Origin of the sequence: Brevibacillus formosus (genome assembly GCF_003013405.1) — a bacterium.
Taxonomy (GTDB): domain Bacteria; phylum Bacillota; class Bacilli; order Brevibacillales; family Brevibacillaceae; genus Brevibacillus; species Brevibacillus formosus.
In genome coordinates this window covers 12,072-33,596 of sequence record NZ_PXZL01000024.1, presented here as the reverse complement: position 1 = coordinate 33,596, position 21,525 = coordinate 12,072, and the positions used below count along the sequence as shown (strand labels likewise).

The window sequence follows — 21,525 nt, the reverse complement described above, 5'->3', positions numbered from 1 at the left end:
TTCGGAGCGGACAGTCTTATCCCCCAGCAGGACGGAGCCTGGAGCTTAGACTGGAAATATTTTTCTCTCCACTACAGCGACATGTACCTTTCCTAAACTGAAAAAAGGCGTGCATTCCGGATCAACCGGTGCACGCCTTTTCTATTGCAAACAATTAGGAGAAGAAGAACTTCTTCACTGCATGTTTGGTTGTTTCTTTGTTCATGTGAGCGATCGAGGTTGTCAGCGGAATACCTTTTGGACATGCTTGTACGCAGTTTTGCGAGTTACCGCAATCACCGATACCGCCATCTTCCATCAGAGCTTCCAGACGCTCATGCTTGTTCATCATACCCGTTGGATGCTGGTTGAACAGACGGACCTGCGAAATTGCGAACGGACCGATGAAGTCAGACTTCGCATTCACGTTCGGGCAAGCTTCCAAGCAAACACCGCACGTCATGCACTTCGAAAGCTCGTACGCCCATTGACGCTCCACTTCAGGCATGCGAGGACCTGGTCCCAGATCATGCGTACCATCGATTGGAATCCACGCTTTTACGCGTTTCAGCGCATCGAACATGCGGCTGCGGTCAATCGACAAGTCACGCTGTACAGGGAAGGTGCTCATTGGCTCAAGACGAATCGGCTGTTCCAGTTTATCTACCAGTGCCGAGCACGCTTGACGCGGTCTTCCGTTAATAACCATCGAGCACGCACCGCATACTTCTTCCAAGCAGTTCGATTCCCAGTTTACTGGAGACGTTTTTTGACCTTGTGCGTTGAGTGGATTACGTTGAATCTCCATCAAAGCACTGATCACGTTCATACCAGGACGGTAAGGGATTTTGAACTCTTCCTTGTACGGAGTGCTGTCAGGGCTATCTTGACGAGTGATAATCAAATGAATCAATTTTTCTGCCATGATCAGTTTCCTCCTCTCTTATTTCTTGTCAGACGTATAGTCACGTTTACGTGGTGCAATCAGGGATACGTCGATGTCTTCATAGTAGATTTCAGGCGCAGTCGTTTCAGCATTGTACTTCGCCATTGTCGTCTTCATGAAGTTCTCGTCATCACGCTCAGGGAATTCAGGCTTGTAGTGAGCACCGCGGCTCTCGTCGCGCTTGAGCGCACCGATTGTGATCGCGCGGGACAGTACGAGCATGTTCCACAGATGACGGGTAAACGCCGCACCGGAGTTGCTCCATTTATTCGTATCGTTGATGTTGATCTTTTTGTAGCGTTCCATCAGTTCTACGATCTTATCATCCGTTTTTTGCAGACGGTCGTTGTAACGAACTACCGTTACGTTGTCAGTCATCCACTCACCCAGTTCCTTGTGGATCAGGTAAGCATTTTCTGTTCCGTCCATTTTCAGGATGCTGTCGTATTTCGCTTGCTCTTTGCTTGTGAAGCCGTCGTAGAGCGTGGAAGACAGGTCATCAGAGGATTTGTTCAAGCCTTTGATGTACTCGATCGCTTTTGGACCTGCTACCATACCGCCATAGATCGCCGACAAGAGGGAGTTCGCACCCAAACGGTTTGCACCGTGCTGAGAGTAATCGCACTCACCTGCTGCAAACAAACCAGGGATATTGGTCATTTGGTTGTAGTCTACCCACATACCGCCCATGGAGTAGTGAACCGCAGGGAAAATCTTCATTGGAACTTTACGTGGGTCATCCCCAACGAATTTTTCGTAAATCTCGATAATACCGCCCAATTTTACATCCAGTTCTTTTGGATCTTTGTGGGACAGGTCGAGGTATACCATGTTTTCGCCGTTGATACCCAGCTTCATATCTACGCAAACGGAGAAGATTTCACGAGTCGCGATGTCACGCGGAACCAGGTTTCCGTATGCAGGGTATTTATCTTCCAGGAAGTACCAAGGCTTACCGTCTCTGTACGTCCATACACGGCCACCCTCACCACGAGCAGACTCGGACATCAGACGCAGCTTGTCGTCGCCAGGGATTGCCGTTGGGTGAATTTGGATCATCTCACCATTGGAGTAGATAACCCCTTGTTGATACGCCGCAGACGCTGCTGTACCTGTATTGATAATCGAGTTCGTCGATTTACCGAAGATGATACCAGGTCCGCCTGTTGCCAAAATAACGGCATCCGCACGGAAGGATTGAATTTCACCGGAACGCATGTTTTGTGCAGTAATCCCGCGACAGGTTCCTGTATCGTCCAAAACGGCTCCGAGGAAATCCCAATATTCGTACTTGGTTACCAGACCTTCAGCTTCATAACGGCGTACTTGTTCGTCCAATGCGTACAAGAGCTGTTGTCCAGTTGTCGCACCCGCAAAAGCGGTACGGTGATGCTTGGTTCCCCCGAAACGACGGAAGTCCAACAGACCTTCTGGCGTACGGTTAAACATAACGCCCATACGGTCCAACATATAGATGATGCCAGGTGCTGCATCACACATTGCTTTAACTGGCGGTTGGTTTGCCAAGAAGTCTCCGCCATATACTGTATCGTCGAAGTGCTCCCATGTGGAGTCGCCTTCCCCTTTGGTATTTACCGCACCGTTAATACCGCCCTGCGCACAGACAGAGTGGGAACGTTTTACCGGAACCAGGGAGAACAGCTGAACGGGAACGCCTTTTTCTGCTGCTTTGATGGTAGCCATCAAGCCGGCCAAACCTCCACCGACAATGATCAGTTTACCTTTTGCCATGAGTTTTGTCCCCCTATCCCTACAAAATGAAAGCCGACATCGCACGCAAGCCGATGAAGGTTACAACTACGAATACGCCCAAAGTCAGGAATGTTGCAATGCGCTGGGAACGCGGCCCAACTGTAATTCCCCAGTGAACCAGGAACGACCACAGTCCGTTGGAGAAGTGGAAAGTCGTACTAATAATCCCGATTGTGTAGAATACGATCATTGCAGGACTGCTCAAAATGTTTGCCATCATGTCATAATCCACATGTGCACCCAATGCTTTTTGGATACGGGTTTCCCAAACGTGCCAAACGATAAAAATGAGGGTAATGACTCCTGTAACACGTTGCCACAAGAACATTTGGTTTCGGAAGTAGCCGAAGTTCCCTACGTTTTGCTTCGCTTGGAACGCAATGTAGAGACCGTAAACAGCGTGAAACAGGATCGGGAGGTAGATAAAAACAAATTCAAGCACCAATACGAATGGAACATTTTCAATCAAACCAACTGTTTGATTAAAAGCTTCGGCTCCACGGGTCGCTTGGTAGTTGGCTGTCAAGTGAAACAGCAGGAAGAGCCCGATCGGAAACAAACCAAGAAGTGAGTGGAGCTTGTGACTGAGAAAGCTATGGCCTTTCGCCATACAATGGTCCCCCTTTCAATGTATGTAACTCTCAATTCTGTGAAAAACGTCAAGCGTCACCGCAAGCGGTCCAAAACGGCTTCGACCGTTTTGATAGACCTTTCCCCAATATCCTAACCCATTGCCTCACCCATTAGACATAGCAAAACCGCCACGATCATTTTATGTACAGCATCTTGGCGCTGTTCACAAAAAGACTGCGTTCACTAGATCAAATGAATTTGTCGGAATGTGTCAAAATACGAGAAAAAGTTGGGCAAAACTTTGACCAAATCCAATTGTACTCTTGTCGACACAGAGCGTCAAGACAATCAATGTACTAAATACATTGATAGAATAACTTTGTTTAGTCCAGCTATTTTTTCTATTACGATGTCATGAATGCGAGTCCCTCCTCATAATCTAGTACAGACAGGAGGGAAGCACATATGAAAGAGAAGGATCAGCTTGCAGCACTGTTGCCGCCAGAGACCATTCCCTATGCGGAAAGAATAAATATGCCCTACCTTGGCTATCATCTTCTACGCGAAACGCTGACTAGTACCCTGCTAGGCGACAGTGAAAACCATATTCTCTATTGGATAGGAAAAAATATGGGCCGCCAAATCCCCATTCACTCTGCAACAGGCCCGATTATGCCTTTTATTCGGCTCGGGTTAGGCCAGCTCGACGTCGTGGAGGAGACCAATCAAACGATCGTCTATTCACTTACTCATTCCATTTTTAGCTATCAGTCTATAGAAAGACTAGGATGCAGTCTTTCCTTTGAAGCCGGGATCATCGCTGGTATGATTGAGCAGTGGAAAGAAAGAGAAGCGTTCAGCAAAATCGAAATGGAAAGCTCTTCCGACATACGCATCTCTGTACAAGTAGCTTCATGAACAAAATGCCCCCTCTACCTATTATAAAGGGAGAGGGAGCATCCATCTTTTATACTCCGTGCACAACCGCGGTTTCCTCAACATCCAGACCATATGCCGAATGAAGACTGCGAACAGCCAGCTCCGTCAAGGCTGCTGGAATGACGCAGGAGACCTTGATATCAGACGTAGATACCATTTTAATAGAAATTTCTTTTTCTGCCAGAACGCGGAACATTTCGGCAGCTACCCCTGGATTGTTGATCATTCCAGAGCCGACAATGGATACTTTGGTCAAATCTTCCTCGAAATCGACTTTTTCAAAGCCCAGCTCGTTTTTGTTTCTGTCCAGCGTATCCAGTGCTTTTTTCAGGTCATCCGCTGCAACGGTAAAAGAAATATTCGTAACAGTAGCATCATAAGAGCTTTGAATAATAATATCGACGTTCACCTGATTGTCCGCCAGCGTATTGAACAGACGGGAGAGCGTCCCGACCCTGGCAGGCATGCCGACAACCGTGATTTTGGCTACATCTTCATCGTGTGCAACTCCACTTACTACTCTTCCTGTTTCCATGTTGGCAACCTCCTCAACGTACGTACCATCTTCGGCAGTAAAGCTGGAGCGGACGACCAGCCTTACTTTATATTTTTTCGCAGCCTCTACTGACCTAGGATGAAGAACCCCTGCACCGAGGTTCGCCAGCTCCAGCATCTCATCATACGAGATTGTATCCAGCTTGCTTGCAGCTGGAACCACTCGCGGATCAGCTGTGTACACTCCGGACACGTCCGTAAAGATTTCGCATTTCTCAGCGTTCAAGCTCGCTGCGAGTGTAACCGCAGATGTATCCGATCCACCGCGGCCGAGCGTTGTAATTTCACCTTCGTCACTGATCCCTTGGAATCCTGCCACGATGACCACACGACCACGGCCGAGCTCAGATTGAATCCGCTCTGGATCAATCTGCTTGATCCGTGCTCTTCCGTGAATCGCCTCCGTAGTGATTCCAGCCTGCCAGCCCGTAAGAGAAATGGCATCGTAGCCTTTGGTATGCAAGGCCATCGACAAAAGCGCGATCGATACCTGCTCCCCCGTGGTCAGCAGCATATCCATTTCACGCTCAGATGGGTATGCGCTAATCTGCTTGGCCATGTCTACCAACACGTCAGTAGATTTGCCCATTGCAGAAACAACGACTACCACATCATGCCCTTCTTCTTTGTAGCTGATAATTCGATCAGCAACTCGTAAAATTCGCTCAATGGTACCTACAGAGGTGCCTCCGTATTTTTGCACGATCAACCCCATGCGGCTTCTCTCCCTTTTTCTCATATCCAATGTTGGTATTTATCTCTTATTGTATGGTTTTTCACTATTCTCTCTATAAGGAAAAGTCTTGCATTTTTATTTTACAAAAAAGGCACCGACAAGGAATAAGACCTGCCGCTGCCTACTGTTTCGACATACCGGTTCCTCCCTCCCAATACACGCGGACAACGAAGATTGACAGTAAACACCATCAAAACTCACATTGACACACCGTGAGATAGCTCTCCATCTGACAATTGGTCATTGTGCAGATGACAGTCCTGCATTTGTTCAACGCAGACCCAGCATGGAGAAAAGCGGGTTTCCCTCCACACTTCGGCGAATTCCCCTTTCCCGTCCCCTTCACAGATACCCGATCTCAGGGTGGTACTCTTGGTTTTCGCGCCTCTACCTCACTCCATAATGGAAGTGAGGCTAACTATTCTGTTTGAATCGGATTATATCATGAGTCTAAAAATGGATCAATTCCTTTTTAGAGGTTGTTTCAAAAGTTACATTTTCTATGTGTCCAGCTTGCGCAGATGCCCGATTATTTCTTTTGCCAGCTTGTCGCCGATCCCTAATTGGCGGAAGTCCTCGACGGTCGCCTCACGCATTTTTTTCAACGAGCCAAAATGAGAGAACAACAGCTTGCGCCGCTTTTCACCGATACCTGGGATCTCATCCAACTGCGACGAGAGCATCGTTTTGGTCCGGGATTGTCTGTGGAACGTAATAACAAAACGGTGGACCTCGTCTTGGATGCGCTGCAACAAATAAAATTCGTAGCTGTCACGTCTAAGATTCACAGGCTCTGGCGGATCTCCATACATGAGCTGAGCTGTGCGGTGCTTCTCGTCCTTCGCGAGTCCACAGACGGGAATATAGAGACCCAGCTCGTTTTCCAGAACGTCCATAGCCGCACTGATTTGGCCTTTTCCACCATCGATTACAATCAGGTCGGGCATGGACTGGTTTTCTTTTAGCAGGCGAGAGTAACGACGGCGAACAACTTCGCGCATGGAGCCGTAATCATCTGGTCCCTCTACGGTCTTGATCTTGAATTTGCGGTATTCCTTTTTATCAGGGCGCCCGTCTGTAAAGACAATCATCGCAGACACAGGCTCTGTTCCCTGAATGTTGGAGTTGTCAAACGCTTCAATTCGATGCGGAACCGGAATCCCTAAAATGTGACCAAGATTGTGCACCGCTTGGACCGTACGAGCATCGTCCTTGGACATCAGCGCGAACTTCTCCTGCAAAGCAATGCGGGCGTTCTCGGAAGCCATCTTTACGAGCTCATGCTTTTTGCCTCTTTTCGGCGCATGGACCTTGATGCCCAGCCATTCACTCAAAAGCTCCGGTTCACTCTCTTGCGGGAGCAAAATTTCTTTTGGCAGTGCATTTTGCTTGTCGTAGTAGAACTGGCTCACATAAGACATGAAGTCTTCGGTTTCGCTGCCATAGTATGGAAAGGAAGTCGTTTGACGTTCGATCATCTTCCCTTTTCGCATATAGAACACCTGAATGCACATCCAGCCTTTTTCCACAGCAAACCCAATAATGTCGCGGTCTACCGTATCGGTGAACGTGATCTTCTGTTTCTCCATCACCGCTTCGATGCTCTTGATCTGATCGCGATATTCCTTGGCTCGTTCGAATTCCATGTTTTCTGCGGCTTGGAGCATTTTTTCCGTGAGGGTCTGCTTCATTTCCTCATGGCCACCATCGAGGAACCGGCTGATTTGATCCACCAAACGCTGATTTTCCTCTGCCGATACCTCGTACACACATGGCGCAAGACATTGTCCCAAATGGTAGTAAAGACAAACCTGCTTGGGCATATTGCGGCATTTGCGCAACGGATAGAGGCGATCCAGCAGCTTCTTCACCTCGGAGGCGTCTCCGGCATTCGGGTATGGCCCGAAATACTTGGCTTTATCTTTCAATACCTTACGGGTAATCTCCAGTCGTGGCTGCGCCTCATTCGTAATTTTGATGTACGGATACGTCTTGTCGTCGCGGAGCATGACATTGTATCGCGGGTCGTGCTCCTTGATCAGGTTGCACTCGAGGATCAGTGCCTCAATCGCTGAGGATACGACAATGTACTCAAAATCCACGATCTCACTGACCAACAGCTGCGTCTTCCCGTTATGACTGCCTGTAAAATATGAGCGGACGCGGTTTTTTAGCACCTTGGCTTTTCCTACGTAAATGATTTCCCCGCTCGCATTTTTCATCAGGTAGCAGCCTGGCTTATCTGGCAGGACGGCCAGTTTATCTTTTAAGGAGCTGTTCATGGCTGCTCCCTCCTCTTTGTTCTATATCTGTCTTTCATCTATTTGTTCTTGTGAATTGGTTTTTCCAATACATACAGTTCATCTTCTAAGGAACTCATTCGTTCCGTCAGAAGCTTGCGGCTGTCTTGCACCCCTTGATTGTAATAGAAGGGACCAAGCTCTTTTGAAAAAAAGGCAATCAACTCTTCCGTCTCCAAATTGCCGAGTGTCTCTGACCGTTCTTCTTTAAAATAACGCTGTACTTGATGAACAAGATATTCCATTTGCTCTCTCGTCAATTTGGTTGGCATCGTATCCGGCTTCCTTCCCTTTTTCGCATGATAAGAGAATATACGTTCTACCCTTCATAGTACCACGGAATGAATACGAAAAAAACTGCCGCCTCATTCCATGGCGACAGTTTTTTATAGTCAGACCTAGTGCTTGCGACCGCCCAAGTATGCCTCTTTTACACGCTCGTCGTTTAATAACGCTTCTCCTGTGCCGTCCAATACGATTTGCCCTGCCTCCAGCACATACCCGTAATCAGCGATTTTGAGGGCCTGTTTGACATTTTGCTCCACGATAAGGACGGTCGTACCTTCTGCATTGATTTCTTTGATCACCTTGAAAATGTCTGCCACCACGATGGGAGCCAAGCCCATCGACGGCTCGTCCAAAAGCAGCAGCTTCGGGCGAGACATCAATGCACGAGCAATGGCTAGCATTTGCTGCTGACCGCCAGACATCGTCCCTCCCAATTGAGCAAGACGCTCCTTGAGAATGGGGAACCAGATCATCATCTTTTCCATGTCGTCCTTGATGCCTTGTGCATCGTTGCGTTGGAATGCACCCATTTCCAGGTTTTCCAGAACGGTCATCTTCCCGAGGATCGCACGCCCTTCTGGAACCAACGCCAGTCCGGCTTTCACGATCTGATGGGGTCTCGAACCCTCTATGCGTTGACCACAAAACGTAATCGTCCCTGCTTCAGGCTTCAGTTGACCTGCGATCGTACGCATCGTTGTGGTTTTGCCCGCTCCGTTCGCCCCGATCAGCGAGACGATTTTGCCCTCAGGCACTTCCAGCGTTATCCCACGAATCGCCTTGATTTGACCGTAGGAGGTCGTCAAGTTTTGTATATTCAGCATCTTATTCGTCCTCCTTGCCGAGGTAGGCTTCAATCACATCTGGATTGTTTTGTACCTCTGCCGGGGTGCCGTCAGCAATTTTGACCCCAAAGTTGATACATACGACCTTTTCACACAGGTTCATGACCAATCCCATATCGTGTTCGACCAACAGGACAGTCGTCCCGTCATCGCGAATTTTTTTAACCAGCTCCATGAGTGATTTCGTCTCGGTCTCGATCATTCCAGCAGCAGGCTCGTCCAAAAGCAAAAGCTTTGGCTCAGTTGCCAGTGCTCGTGCAATCTCCAGACGCCGTTGTTGACCGTAAGCCAATGTATCCGAGCGCACATCAGCAATATCAGACAAGCCTACGAATTCGAGGAGCTCCTCTGCTTTTTTGGTAACCGCCTTTTCTTCCGCACGTTGTCCCGGTGTTTTCAAAAGGGAAGCCCAGAAGCCTGCCTTCATGCGCGAATGACATCCTACCTTCACGTTGTCCAGCGCACTCATGTGACCGAATAAGCGAATATTTTGGAACGTCCTTGCAATCCCCATTTCGGTAATTTTGTTAGGCGCCATTCCGTTTAGTTTTTGTCCGGCAAAAGAAAAAGTACCCGTCGTTGGTTCAAATATGCCTGTTGCCATATTGAAAATGGTCGTTTTCCCCGCACCATTCGGACCAATCAAGCCGACAATTTCGCCCTCTCCGACAGTAAAAGAAACGTCACGAAGAGCGGTGATGCCGCCAAAGCTTTTTCCTACGTTCGCAAGTTCCAGCAACATCCTATACTCCCCCCTTCGCTTCCTTGTCCGCTGACTTGCCCCGACGACGCTTGAACAGCTTTTGGAACGTATCAGCACCGATCAAGCCATGCGGACGGAATGCCATTACACCGACCATGATCAAACCGTACATGAGCATTTTGTACTCGGCCAAACCACGCAGCACCTCCGGCAGTGCTGTCAAAACCAAGGCACCGAATAGCGGCCCCCAAACCACTTCACTGCCGCCAATAACGGCATAGGACAAAATTTCGACTACTTTATGGTAGTTAAAATCATCTGGCGTAATGGTCGTCGTGATGTGGGCGAACAATCCTCCACATACACCAGCCAAAATTGATCCGATGACAAAAGCAAGCATCTTATAATAATTGACTTGCAATCCCATCGCTCGTGCCGCCGTTTCATCTGCTTTGATCGCTTCAAAAGCGCGCCCCAGACGTGAACGGTTCAGACGCAGCGTCAGGAAAAGAACGAAGGCAAACAGGAGCAGCATAAACACAAAGGTCGATAATGACTTCATTTGCATGACCGAAATGCCAAAGGTTTGTGCTTTTAACCCCATTGCTTTTTCAAAATCGTACAAGTAATTGCCAATCGATTGAAGTCCGGTCAGTCCAAGAGCGCCATTTGTCATCTCCATATTGAGAAAAATAACCCGAATCACTTCACCAAAGCCAAGCGTAGCAATTGCCAGGTACAGGCCATGGAGCTTCAATGTCGGAGCACCGATCAACAGTGCAATCAGCCCTGCGACCAGTCCTCCGATTATGATGGCGATAAACAGCGGCATGTCCGCTTGCTTCGTCAAAATACTTGCTGTAAAAGCACCAATGCTCATAAAGCCCGCATGTCCCAAGGAAAGCTGGCCCGTCGAGAGCGTAATGTAAATACTGATCGCCAAAATACTGTTTAACAAGATAAAAGTCAGTACTTGTAAGTTATATGGATTGAGAATGTCCAATGTCTGCACCTCCCTTACGCTTTGCGTCCAAATAGTCCTTCCGGCTTCAAAAGCAAAATGAGAATGATCAAGCCAAATGCAACCGCGTCCCGATACGAAGAGTCTCCGTACGCGACGGTAAACACCTCGATAATCCCAAGCATTACGCCGCACACCATAGCTCCAGGAATACTGCCTACACCGCCTAAAATCAAGACGGCCAAACCTTTGAAGCCAAGCGTCATCCCCATCGTCGGAATGAGAGCGGAGTACGCCATCCCGATCAATATGCCGGCGACACCTCCCAATGCCGAAGCAAGCATAACGGTCACCACAATGACCATATTTGTGTTAATCCCCAAAATATTTGCGGTATCTGTATTTTCTGCCGTCGCACGAATGGCTTTTCCCATTTTCGTTTTTTGAATCCAAAAATGCAGGACGAACATCAGCAACACAGAAATCCCCAAAATAACGAGATCGACACTGCGAATTTGAATGATGCCCAGATCAAAAGTGGTGTCCCCAAAGGATTGCGGAAACGCACGGGAGTCAGCACCGAAAAACTTGTGCATAGCTTCCTCCATTAAAATGGCAAATCCAATCGTACTGATCAAGGATGCCAAATGGGGAACATTTTTTTTGCGAAGTGGCCGAAGCGCTGTATACTCCAGCACAAGACCCAAAATGGCTGATATGACGACCGCTACGATCAGCGCTACCCCTAAAGGCATATTCAGACTGGTCATCAATACTAAGCCAACCAGTGATCCAAAAATAAAAATTTGGCCGTGTGCCATATTAATGATTCCCAAGACACCAAAAATGAGCGTATAGCCCAATGCGATCAATGAATAAGTGCTACCAACTGTCAAACCGTTCACTAATTGCTGCCAAAACAAATGCCTCACCTCACTGTTAAGTGGTTAACATCCAACGATGATTGAGTTATTCTCGCTGGATCAGCAAGCGAAGAACATGATCTGGTACTTTCTGATCCAGCGAGATAACAGAATAACGGATAGAAAAAGAAGCCCGGAGCGACCCCCGGGCTCGATCCTATTCAAACGGGACGAATTTGCCTTCTTTTGCGACAACGACTACCGCATCACCAATCGGATTGCGTTTCTCGTCAAAAGACAGTTTGCCGGATACACCTGTGAAGTCTTTCAGCTGAGCCAATTGTCCGCGTAACTCTTCGCGATCTGCTTTTCCTGCGGCAATCAGCGACTGCGACATGATGTACAGCGAATCGTATGCTTGGGCAGCGAACTGGTCAGGCTTTTTGTTGTATTTGGCTTCGAATGCTTTTACGAAGGCTTGTACTTTATCATCTTTCTTTTCAGGGCTGAATGGAGTCGCAACGATCAAGCCTTCAGCAGCTGGACCTGCAATTTCAAAAACTTTCGGATTATTAAAGCCATTTCCACCAAGAATGGTCCCTGCAAAGCCCAACTCACGCGCTTTTTTCACAACCATGGAGCCCTCTTTGTACAAAGCGGACACAAACAAAGCGTCTGGGTTTGTTTGCTTCAGCTTGGTCAATTGTGCTGAAAAGTCTACATCGCCATTTGCAAAAGTTGCTTCACCGGTAATCTCCAAGCCCAGCTTTTCAGCGGTTGCTTTCATGACCTTATAGCCATTCACGGAGAAATCATCGTTGGATGCATGGATGAGTGCCACTTTTTTCAACCCATTTTTCTCCACCGCTGCTTTCATAGCTGTCGGGATCGCAATGGATTCAGGCAACGAATTGCGGAACACGTACTCCCCGATATCATTGATTCCTTCTGACGTGTTGGAGATACCAAAAATCGGAGTCTCTGCCTCGTTTGCAACTGGTCCCGCAGCAAACATTTCTCCCGAAAGTGTCGGTCCGATAATAGCCACGACATTATCCTGATTAATCAGTTTATTTACCGCATTAATCGCGCCTTCTTTTTCTCCGGCGGAGTCTTCAAATTTCAGTTCGATCTTGAGCTTGCCTTTGTTCGCTTCATTCAACTCGCCCAATGCCAGCTCCAATCCCGCTTTTTGCGCTTCTCCATAAGCTGCACCAGATCCAGAAAGGAAACCAACGACACCGATTTTTGCTTGAATCTCTTGTCCGTCGGCGCTAGCTGCTTGTCCAGAGCCACCTTCTCCTGCTGCAGGAGCAGCTGTATTTCCTCCGCTCGAACATCCGACCATCAATACCGCCCCTAGCGAGATCGCCGCCAGCGAGCGCATCAAATGAAATCCCTTCATTAGAAAAGCCCCCTCTATTTTCGAAATAAATTGAATATATGAAGTTTAATCAAAGTATTCTAAAAACGCAATTATTTTCGTTCAAGTAAACTTAATTTTTTGACAAACGATCGCTCAGAATTCCAGTATTCAAACATAATAAAAAAGCGGCACATTGCTATGCCGCTTCAGTCATTGCATTGCTCTTACAGATGTTTCCCTACAGTTGCCATAAGCGCTTCTTTTGGTTGGAAGCCGATTATTTTGTCAACTGGTTGACCGTCTTTGAATACGATCAGGGTTGGGATGGACATTACGCCAAAACGACCAGCAGAATCTGGGTTGTCATCCACGTTTACTTTGACGATTTTGAGCTGGGAGCCCACTTCACCGTCGATTTGCTCCAGTACAGGAGCGATCATTTTGCAAGGGCCGCACCATGGAGCCCAGAAGTCAACCAGGACCGTACCGCCTTGCTCTACTTCCTGGGAAAAGTTTTGGTCGGTAGCATTTACAATTGCCATAGAAGTTACCTCCTTGAATTTCAATTACTAAATAAAGGTTCCTAACGGTTATCAGTATATCATTCAAACAACAAATTGACTACGCCGCTCCACACTTTGCCCTGCACTTCTCACTATAGTCTGTCCAGTCTAGCCGCACCTTATTGCCCGACTTGTTTGAGCCGGTTAATCTCCCGTTCGTGGTCACTAACCTTCCGATGCAGCAGATCAAGGTCTGCATCGATATGTTTATTTTGGCGTTCCAATCTGTCTAATCGGCGCGTAGCGTCATCGCGGAATTCGTACATTTCATCACGGAACGCATACATTTCTTCCCGAAAATCATGCATTTCTTTCTTAAACTCGCGTATCTCCCCCTGCGTTTCTTTAACCAACCGGTTATTCTCCGCCACCATGTGTATCAGTTGTTGCAAAAGCTCCTCGCTCATCCCGATCACCTCTCCTTATCACCTATTATACCAAGCAAGGAAAGCATAAAGTAAGCCTTGCGGACAAAAAAAGCGCCCCAAAAGGAGCGCCTTGTACCGTCTTTCTGTTATACCAACACTTTTTTAAACTCAGCCGTCAGCAATGGCAGTACTTCGAACAAGTCACCTACGATACCGTAATCAGCCACTTGGAAGATTGGTGCTTCGGGATCTTTGTTGATGGCAACAATGACCTTCGAGCTGGACATACCAGCCAAGTGCTGAATCGCTCCCGAAATCCCGCATGCGATATACAGATCAGGTGTAACAACCTTACCTGTCTGTCCGATCTGCATGGAGTAGTCGCAATAGTCAGCGTCGCAAGCGCCACGCGATGCACCAACAGCTGCACCGAGCACTTCCGCCAGATCGTACAACGGCTGGAAGCCTTCTGCACTCTTCACGCCACGCCCACCGGAAATCACGACTTTTGCCTCGGAAAGGTCTACTTTGCCGCTTGTTTTTCTTACAACTTCTTTTACGATCGTGCGCAAATCCTTGATTTCCAATTCAACCGGTACCACCACTGCCGTTTTCGTTGGGTCAGCAGCGCCGATGGCAATGTTGTTTGGACGAATCGTAATAAAGATTGTTCCATCAACGAATTTGCGTGTTTGCGTAGCTTTTCCTGCATAGATCGGACGAACAAATACTGGGCCTGCTTCTACACTTGTTACGTCCGAAACCAGACCGTAACCAAGTCTCGCTGCTACGCGAGGTGCGATGTCACGACCGATCGCGGTGTGACCCAAAACAACCGCATCTGGAGAAGCCAACTCAATCAACTGCGTGAGTGCCTGCACATACGCATCTGGCGTGTATTGTGCCAACGCTGTATGATCAGCCGTATACACCGTGCTCGCACCGTGATGACCCAATGTCACTGCATGCGTTGCTGCATCTGCTCCGAATACACCTGCTACAATTTCGCCGCCCTCAGCCAATGCTTGTGCTGCAGTCAATGCTTCCAGCGACACGTTGCGAAGTTGTCCGTCACGTACTTCTGCCAATACAAGTACTTTTTTCATGGATATCCTCTCCCTCTCGCTTAGATCACTTTCGCTTCATTGCGCAACAGTTGCACCAATTCCGACGTTTGAGCTGCCAATTCGCCAGAGAGAATGCGACCCGCCTGCTTTTTCGGAGGCAATGTCTGATCGACGATTTCTGTCTTTGCTTTTACCTCATCAGCAGTAATTCCCAAATCGTCTGCGCCGAGTCTATCCAATGGTTTTTTCTTCGCTTTCATGATACCTGGGAGAGAAGGATAGCGTGGCTCGTTGAGTCCTTGCTGAGCCGTAATCAAAACAGGAAGGCTCGTCTCCACGACTTCCAGGTCCCCTTCTACATCGCGCTCTACGCGTACGTTCGTCCCGTCCACCTCTAGCTTCACAGCAGTCGATACATGGTTAATTCCCAGTTCTTCTGCCAGACGAGGACCGCCTTGGCCAGCCCCGGAGTCTACAGCCATTTGTCCACCAATGATGATATCGAAGCCAATCTTTTTCGCTACTGCCGCCAATACTTTGGCGATCGTGAATTCGTCTCCGAACAGAGACTCGTCATCCACCAGAACAGCTTTGTCTGCGCCCATTGCCAAAGCAGTGCGCAGTGCACTTTCGGCACGGTCTGGGCCGACGCTGATCACGGTTACTTCGCCGCCGCGCTCTTCCTTGAGCTTGATTGCCTCTTCTACAGCGTACTCATCGTAGGGATTAATGATGAATTCAACGCCATCTTCGGAAATTTGTCCGTTTTGGATGACGATTTTTTCTTCTGTGTCAAACGTCTGTTTCAACACAACCACGATATTCATCAGGATGCCTCCTCCTTAGTGGTACCTCATACTTGTGAAGCTATATGCTTAACTACCGATCTGCGAATTGCGGCTTGCGCTTTTCGAGAAAAGCAGTCACGCCTTCTTTTACGTCCTCCGTCGCGAAAGCATCTCCAAAGAGCTTTGCTTCTTGCTCCAAGCCTTGTGACAGCGACAGCTCCGTTGTGTTATGGATGGACGCCAGGGCAAGCTTCAGGGTAATCGCGCTTTTACTTGCGAAAACAGCCGCCAGCTTTTGCGCTTCCGCAAGCAACTGTTCTACGGGGTAGACCGCTTCCACAAGACCGATACGCAAAGCTTCTTCGCCACCGATCATCTCTGATGTGAGAATCATCTGTGTCGCTTTGCCACGACCAACCAGACGCGGTAGACGTTGCGTCCCACCGTAGCCAGGAATGAGTCCGAGATTCAGCTCAGGCAGCCCAAGCTTGGCTTCAGGTGCTGCCAAGCGGATATGGCATGCCAACGCAAGCTCCAATCCTCCACCAAGGCAAGCGCCGTTAATTGCTGCAATGATTGGCTTCGGGAACGTTTCCAAGCGATTAAACAATGCTTGACCCTTCTTCGCCATTTCTTCCGCATTGTCCCGATTCAGTTGGGTAAATTCTTTGATGTCCGCTCCTGCAATGAAAAACCGACCTTCGCCAGTCAAAACGATCGCTTTGATTTCATCGTTATTTTCCCACTGGTCCAAAAGTTCGCTCAATTGACCGAGCACTGCTTGACTGAGTGCGTTAGCAGGCGGGTTGCTAATCGTAACCGTAGCAACGCGATCAACGATTTCTACATTCCAATACGACGCCATTCCTCTCCCCCCAAACTCTCCCCATATATAAAAACAGCTATTCTTTCATTCCGAGCGATCGCTCAGTCTTACTGTTTCCATTGTAACAAACGTTTTCATGCAAAAAAAGCTTTTCTTTTTCATTCTTTTCCCTTCATACCAAGCAGGAAGAGGTTATGAATGGAATCAACATAAGAGACAAGGTCGTACTTGCACTGTTTCATCACCCAAGATGTCGTCACTTCGTCCAGCGTTCCAAAAATCATTTTGCGCGTAATCCGCACCTCGAGATCAGATCGGAATACGCCCTGCTCCATACCCTCTACGATCACTTCGTCAATGAGGTTAAAATACTGCTTCATCACGTTGCCGATTCCTTCACTAATGACCGGACTGGATTGGCGCAGCTCGATTTGCGTCACTTTTGCCAGATCATGGTCATTGGATAGCTGGCTCAAGTGTGCATGGATGAGTACATACAGCTTTTGCTCAATGGTCGTCGCTTCCGAAATGCGTTTGCGGTTTGTCTCCACAAACTGGCCCATCTTTTCGTTAAACAGTGAAATCAAAATATCATCCTTGTTTTCAAAATAGAGGTATATGGTGCCGTCTGCTACCTTCGCCTCTTTCGCAATTTTCGATACCTGGGCACTGTAATAGCCCTGTCTGGCGATTACTCGAACAGCAGCATCAATAATGGCTTGATACTTTTCCCCCGTTTTCTTTGCCATAACTACCTCCATGTTTACTAACATTGATGACGAAATGAATGATCACTCATTCATAATTAGTGTAATACAGGGCCACTCCTCTGTCAATCGCAAGAGGTCAGCAAAAAAGGCCGCTTTCCGCCTGGGATCGCAAGCCTCAAAACATCAGCTACTAGCTCGTTTTGATTTCTTCCTGGGCTTCCCTTTTCTTCTTGTCTTCTTCTTGTAATTGGCGACGCAATACTTTTCCGACCATGGTTTTAGGCAAATCTGTACGAATCTCGTATTGTCTCGGAATCTTATAAGCGGCGAGTCTCTGTCTGCAATGCGCTTCCAGATCCTCTTCACTTGCAATCTGTCCATCCTTGAAAACAACGAATGCTTTGACTGTTTCGCCCCGGTACGGGTCTGGGACACCGATGACAGCTGCCTCCTGGATGGCGGGATGCTCAAACAGCACTTCTTCTACTTCGCGTGGATAAATATTGAAGCCACCGGCTATAATCATGTCTTTTTTGCGATCTACGATATAAAAATAGCCGTTTTCGTCCATATAGCCCATATCTCCCGTCAAAAACCAGCCATCCCTTAATACGGCAGCGGTATCCTCTGGGCGATTCCAATAGCCGAGCATGACTTGGGGTCCTTTTACGGCCAACTCCCCGACCTCGCCTTGGGGCATCTCTTCTCCTGTTGCCGGATCCACAATTCGGCAGTCCGTATCTGGCCACGGCATTCCGATGCTTCCCGTAATGCCTTTTTCCCAAATCGGGTTGGAATGTGTTACGGGAGAAGCCTCTGTCATTCCATAACCCTCGACTAGCTTGCCCCCCGTCAACTCCTCAAATTTGAGCTTCACTTCGATCGGCAACGGCGCTGATCCACTGACACATGCGTCGATAGATGAGAGATCATGCTTTTTCAAGTCCGGGTGGTTGATGAGACCGATATACATGGTAGGTGCCCCTGGGAAAAGAGTAGGCTTGCGCTTGTCGATCATTTCAAATATTTGCTTCACGTCGAATTTGGGAACGAGAATAATTTCTGCTGCGATACAAATGCCTTTGTTCATCACGGTAGTCATCCCATACACGTGAAACAATGGGAGCACACACAAAATCCGTTCCTTTCCCTTTTTCAGCTTGTAAAGGACCGCTTGGCACTGGACCGCATTCGCAATGAGATTGGCGTGCGTCAACATGACGCCTTTGGCAACACCTGTTGTCCCCCCTGTATACTGGAGGAGCGCGATGTCCTGGGTCGGATCGACTGGTACTTCGACAGGCTTGGTAGCGCTTTCTTTTAACACGGATAGAAAAGGCTCAATATCTGCGCTGTATGTAACCTGTGGATTTTGTCCTTGTTTCTTTTGCACGAAAGGATATAGCCATTTTTTCAATAAGGGAAGGAAATCGCCAATGCTTGTGATGATGATTCGTTGAAGTGAGGTAGATGCACGGACTTGGGTAACACGTTTGTACAACAAATCCAGTGTGATGATGGTCTCGGCGCCTGAATCGTTCATTTGGTGAATCAATTCTCGCTCAGTATACAGCGGGTTGGTCATGACCACGATGGCACCTGCAAAAAGCGCCCCGTAGTAGCTGATGACGGCTTGTGGAGTATTTGGCAGCATAATCGCCACGCGGTCCCCTTTCTTTACACCGCGCTTGATCAATGCATTGGCAAATTGATATGACAACTGCAAAAGCTCTCGATACGTAATGCTTTTTCCCATGAAATAGATCGCGTTACTGTCTGGATACATAGCTGCAGACTGCTCCAGAAAATGCGTCAAAGGAACACGGGGGTAATCCAATGACGGCGCAGTTTCGGGCGGGTAATTGGCAATCCAAGGCTTGGCATTTGACATGGTCATTCCCTCCATCCCTTAAATGGCCTTGCCTCTCCCTATGATCTACATTCATAATCTCTTCCTAATGACTATTGTATTCGAAACATATTCAATTTTCCAACTAAAATCATGTACATTCCGTCTGGGACAAGACCTTTCGACGAAAAAAGGACGCGGCCCATGATGAACGCCGTGTCCTTTGCCCTTGCTCTTTGTAACTTACGGTGTTACTTCCTTGATCATTTGCTGGCGTGCCCTTTCCCGTTCATCTGTGGGGACGAGATGATACCAGCCAACGATTCCATTATGCCAAATGCGCTCATCCCGCCCGACCAGTGTATCAGCTTGAATGGAGTTCGGAGTGCCATCGCCATAGGACAATAACAGAGAGGCGATTTCCTGCTCAGTGAGGTCCGTTTTCACGTGCTGACCCAGTATTTCCATGAGTGAAAATGCCTTGGTATAAAATTGGAGCGAGGTGCCTTTAGAAGCCAACGCTTTGAGAATCTCTTGCTGTCGGCCAATCCGCATGTAATCACTGTCTTCCTTGCCTAGATCACTTTTGCGATAACGGGCGTAATCCAATGCCTGCTCACCTGATAAAGTCTGCAGCCCTGGTTGGATGTCGATGTACGTATCGTCGCTCGGATCGCTGTACTTCATGCGTTTCTTCACATCGACGGTGACACCTCCCAGCTCGTCTACAATTTGACGGAAGCCATCGAAATCTACGGAGATATACCGATCAATTTTTATTTGTAAAAATTTCTCCAGCGACTCTTTTACCAGCTTTGGGCCACCAAAAGCCATCGCATGGTTCACTTTGTCGTATCCTTTTCCCGGCAGCTCCATGTAGCTGTCACGCGGAATCGCCAAAAGGTAGACGGATTGCTTTCCGGGATGAATCGCCGCAAGCATCATTGTATCTGAACGTGCACTTTCCCCGTCTCGACTATCCACGCCAAGAAGCAGGGCGACGAAAGGCTTCAATGGTTCTGTTCCTGTCAAAAGATCACGCGGAGGAAGGGACGCAGCAGCCTGTTTTGCGCTCCCATTGGCCCCATCAATCGGAGCATACCACTGATTTGTCATTTGCTTGTATTGATAGGCACTGTAGGCAACCAGCAACAACGCCCCGATCGCCAAACAGGATAAGGTATGAAACGCAATCTGTTTTCCATGTCGCTTGAAAAATGACCATATAAACATGACAAAGCCTCCCCCTTTGCTTCCATTTTTAACAGGGCAGACTTCGTTTAAACCTATGTGCGTTCGACAACCATCGCCATACCCATCCCGCCGCCAACACAAAGGGCAGCCAAGCCTCGTTTCAGCTGTCGCCGCTTCATCTCGTGCAGCAAGGTTATGACAATCCGGCAGCCAGTAGAACCGACAGGGTGACCCAGCGCGATGCCGCTTCCGTTGACATTCGTTATTTCCCGCGGCAGTTCCAGCAATTTTTCCACGGCGAGGTATTGCGCGGCAAAGGCTTCGTTTACTTCGATCAGTTCGATATCCGCAAGCGTCAAGCCAGCTTTTGCCAATGCTCGCTTCACTGCTGGAACGGGTCCATATCCCATCAAATCGGGTTCTACCCCCGCTACCGCCCACGAGACAATTTTACCGAGTGGTTCAATCCCGAGCTCTCTCGCTTTTCCTTCTTTCATCAAAACGGCTGCGGACGCTCCATCGTTGAGCCCGGAGGCATTGCCTGGCGTCACTGTACCGTTGTCACGAAAACTGGGTCTTAGCTTCGCGAGACTTTCCAGAGTCACTCCCCTGCGAGGGAATTCGTCTTCCGTAACCATGATTTCTTCGGTGCGTTTTTTTATAGGGACCCCGATGATTTCTTCGGCAAACACCCCGCTGTCTATGGCGCGGATCGCATTTTGCTGACTGCGCAAGGCAATTTCATCCGACTCCTCACGCGTGATCCCATAACGGTCGACCAGACGTTCTGCTGTTTCGCCCATCAAGATTTGATGGTGGGGATCTGTTAACAGCTCCCACATCGCATCGGTCATTTCCCCATGTGTCAATCGTTTGCCCCAGCGCGCATTTTTCAGGACATACGGGGCGTTGCTCATGCTCTCTACACCGCCTGCCAAGACGATTTCACTGTCGCCTAAAAGGATTTGGGAAGCGCCGCTCACAATCGCTTGCATGCCGGAAGCACATTGACGTTGAATCGTGAAGCCCGTCACTTCTTTCCCCAACCCTGCGTCCAGCGCTGCCACTCGCGCTATGTTTGGCTCGTCTGTGCGCTGAATGCAATTGCCTAAAATGACTTCATTGATCTGAGAAGCTTCCAGGCCAGATCGAGCCATGACGCCACGAATGACGGTTTCCGCCAGCTTGCGAGCGCTTACATCTTTCAAGACGCCACCAAACGTACCGATTGGCGTACGTCCAGCAGCAGCAATGACAACCTGCTCCATTTGTTTTCCCCTCCATTGAGTACCTTATTTTCTGTATTGTCTCACACGGAAGTTACATGGCGGTT

Annotated in this window: 21 protein-coding genes and 1 riboswitch; of the genes, 1 reads left to right on the top strand and 20 read right to left on the bottom strand. The window is 48.4% G+C overall.

All coding sequences use genetic code 11. The features are described from left to right. Positions 1-154: 154 nt before the first annotated feature. From sdhB to C7R91_RS20740, 3 genes are read right to left on the bottom strand one after another with little or no spacing between them, the layout of a single operon-like run. Complete coding sequence (gene sdhB, locus C7R91_RS20750) at positions 155-904, bottom strand: succinate dehydrogenase iron-sulfur subunit (protein ID WP_047071067.1); 750 nt, start codon at positions 902-904, stop codon at positions 155-157. Positions 905-922: 18 nt separating this feature from the next. Beyond that, positions 923-2,677 (bottom strand): succinate dehydrogenase flavoprotein subunit, encoded by a 1,755-nt coding sequence (gene sdhA / locus C7R91_RS20745; RefSeq protein WP_047071065.1) that lies wholly within the window; start codon positions 2,675-2,677, stop codon positions 923-925. Between the two features lie 19 nt (positions 2,678-2,696). After that, positions 2,697-3,308 (bottom strand): succinate dehydrogenase cytochrome b558 subunit, encoded by a 612-nt coding sequence (locus C7R91_RS20740; protein ID WP_047071063.1) that lies wholly within the window; start codon positions 3,306-3,308, stop codon positions 2,697-2,699. Positions 3,309-3,736: 428 nt separating this feature from the next. Between C7R91_RS20740 and C7R91_RS20735 the strand changes: the two genes are divergently transcribed. After that, on the top strand, positions 3,737-4,189 hold the full coding sequence (locus C7R91_RS20735; RefSeq protein WP_047071061.1) for a YslB family protein: 453 nt from the start codon (positions 3,737-3,739) through the stop codon (positions 4,187-4,189). A gap of 49 nt (positions 4,190-4,238) precedes the next feature. Here C7R91_RS20735 and C7R91_RS20730 read toward each other — a convergent pair whose 3' ends face one another. From C7R91_RS20730 to C7R91_RS20650, 17 genes are all read right to left on the bottom strand, one after another. Beyond that, the gene (locus C7R91_RS20730) at positions 4,239-5,480 is read right to left on the bottom strand and encodes an aspartate kinase (protein ID WP_047071058.1); all 1,242 of its coding nucleotides are present in this window, start codon (positions 5,478-5,480) and stop codon (positions 4,239-4,241) included. Between the two features lie 231 nt (positions 5,481-5,711). Beyond that, positions 5,712-5,899: riboswitch (Lysine riboswitch) on the bottom strand. 102 nt (positions 5,900-6,001) lie between these two features. Further along, a complete protein-coding gene (gene uvrC, locus C7R91_RS20725) occupies positions 6,002-7,783 on the bottom strand; it encodes an excinuclease ABC subunit UvrC (protein WP_047071056.1) in 1,782 nt (593 codons plus the stop codon). 38 nt (positions 7,784-7,821) lie between these two features. Further along, the gene (locus tag C7R91_RS20720) at positions 7,822-8,073 is read right to left on the bottom strand and encodes a DUF2164 domain-containing protein (protein WP_047071054.1); all 252 of its coding nucleotides are present in this window, start codon (positions 8,071-8,073) and stop codon (positions 7,822-7,824) included. A 126-nt stretch (positions 8,074-8,199) separates the two neighbouring features. Next, a complete protein-coding gene (locus C7R91_RS20715) occupies positions 8,200-8,913 on the bottom strand; it encodes an ABC transporter ATP-binding protein (RefSeq protein WP_047071052.1) in 714 nt (237 codons plus the stop codon). Between the two features lies 1 nt (position 8,914). After that, the gene (locus C7R91_RS20710) at positions 8,915-9,676 is read right to left on the bottom strand and encodes an ABC transporter ATP-binding protein (protein WP_047071050.1); all 762 of its coding nucleotides are present in this window, start codon (positions 9,674-9,676) and stop codon (positions 8,915-8,917) included. A 1-nt stretch (position 9,677) separates the two neighbouring features. Next, positions 9,678-10,649 carry a branched-chain amino acid ABC transporter permease gene (locus tag C7R91_RS20705; protein WP_047071048.1) on the bottom strand — a complete coding sequence of 324 codons (972 nt, stop codon included), beginning with the start codon at positions 10,647-10,649 and terminating at the stop codon, positions 9,678-9,680. Positions 10,650-10,654: 5 nt separating this feature from the next. After that, on the bottom strand, positions 10,655-11,521 hold the full coding sequence (locus C7R91_RS20700) for a branched-chain amino acid ABC transporter permease (RefSeq protein ID WP_047071046.1): 867 nt from the start codon (positions 11,519-11,521) through the stop codon (positions 10,655-10,657). A 157-nt stretch (positions 11,522-11,678) separates the two neighbouring features. Beyond that, the gene (locus C7R91_RS20695) at positions 11,679-12,866 is read right to left on the bottom strand and encodes an ABC transporter substrate-binding protein (RefSeq protein WP_047071044.1); all 1,188 of its coding nucleotides are present in this window, start codon (positions 12,864-12,866) and stop codon (positions 11,679-11,681) included. A gap of 185 nt (positions 12,867-13,051) precedes the next feature. Then, a complete protein-coding gene (gene trxA, locus C7R91_RS20690) occupies positions 13,052-13,369 on the bottom strand; it encodes a thioredoxin (RefSeq protein WP_047071042.1) in 318 nt (105 codons plus the stop codon). 140 nt (positions 13,370-13,509) lie between these two features. Beyond that, complete coding sequence (locus tag C7R91_RS20685) at positions 13,510-13,797, bottom strand: hypothetical protein (protein WP_047071041.1); 288 nt, start codon at positions 13,795-13,797, stop codon at positions 13,510-13,512. Positions 13,798-13,904: 107 nt separating this feature from the next. Beyond that, on the bottom strand, positions 13,905-14,864 hold the full coding sequence (locus tag C7R91_RS20680) for an electron transfer flavoprotein subunit alpha/FixB family protein (protein ID WP_047071039.1): 960 nt from the start codon (positions 14,862-14,864) through the stop codon (positions 13,905-13,907). A 20-nt stretch (positions 14,865-14,884) separates the two neighbouring features. Further along, positions 14,885-15,652, bottom strand: a complete 768-nt coding sequence (locus C7R91_RS20675) for an electron transfer flavoprotein subunit beta/FixA family protein (RefSeq protein WP_047071038.1) — start codon at positions 15,650-15,652, stop codon at positions 14,885-14,887. A gap of 52 nt (positions 15,653-15,704) precedes the next feature. After that, positions 15,705-16,478 carry an enoyl-CoA hydratase gene (locus C7R91_RS20670; protein ID WP_047071036.1) on the bottom strand — a complete coding sequence of 258 codons (774 nt, stop codon included), beginning with the start codon at positions 16,476-16,478 and terminating at the stop codon, positions 15,705-15,707. A 119-nt stretch (positions 16,479-16,597) separates the two neighbouring features. Beyond that, positions 16,598-17,188 carry a fatty acid metabolism transcriptional regulator FadR gene (fadR, locus tag C7R91_RS20665; protein ID WP_047071034.1) on the bottom strand — a complete coding sequence of 197 codons (591 nt, stop codon included), beginning with the start codon at positions 17,186-17,188 and terminating at the stop codon, positions 16,598-16,600. 151 nt (positions 17,189-17,339) lie between these two features. Next, on the bottom strand, positions 17,340-19,040 hold the full coding sequence (locus C7R91_RS20660) for an AMP-binding protein (protein WP_047071032.1): 1,701 nt from the start codon (positions 19,038-19,040) through the stop codon (positions 17,340-17,342). 201 nt (positions 19,041-19,241) lie between these two features. Then, entirely contained in the window at positions 19,242-20,231 is a 990-nt protein-coding gene (locus C7R91_RS20655) for an LCP family protein (protein ID WP_047071030.1), read from the bottom strand. A gap of 53 nt (positions 20,232-20,284) precedes the next feature. Continuing rightward, positions 20,285-21,460 carry an acetyl-CoA C-acetyltransferase gene (locus tag C7R91_RS20650; protein WP_047071028.1) on the bottom strand — a complete coding sequence of 392 codons (1,176 nt, stop codon included), beginning with the start codon at positions 21,458-21,460 and terminating at the stop codon, positions 20,285-20,287. Positions 21,461-21,525 lie beyond the last annotated feature (65 nt).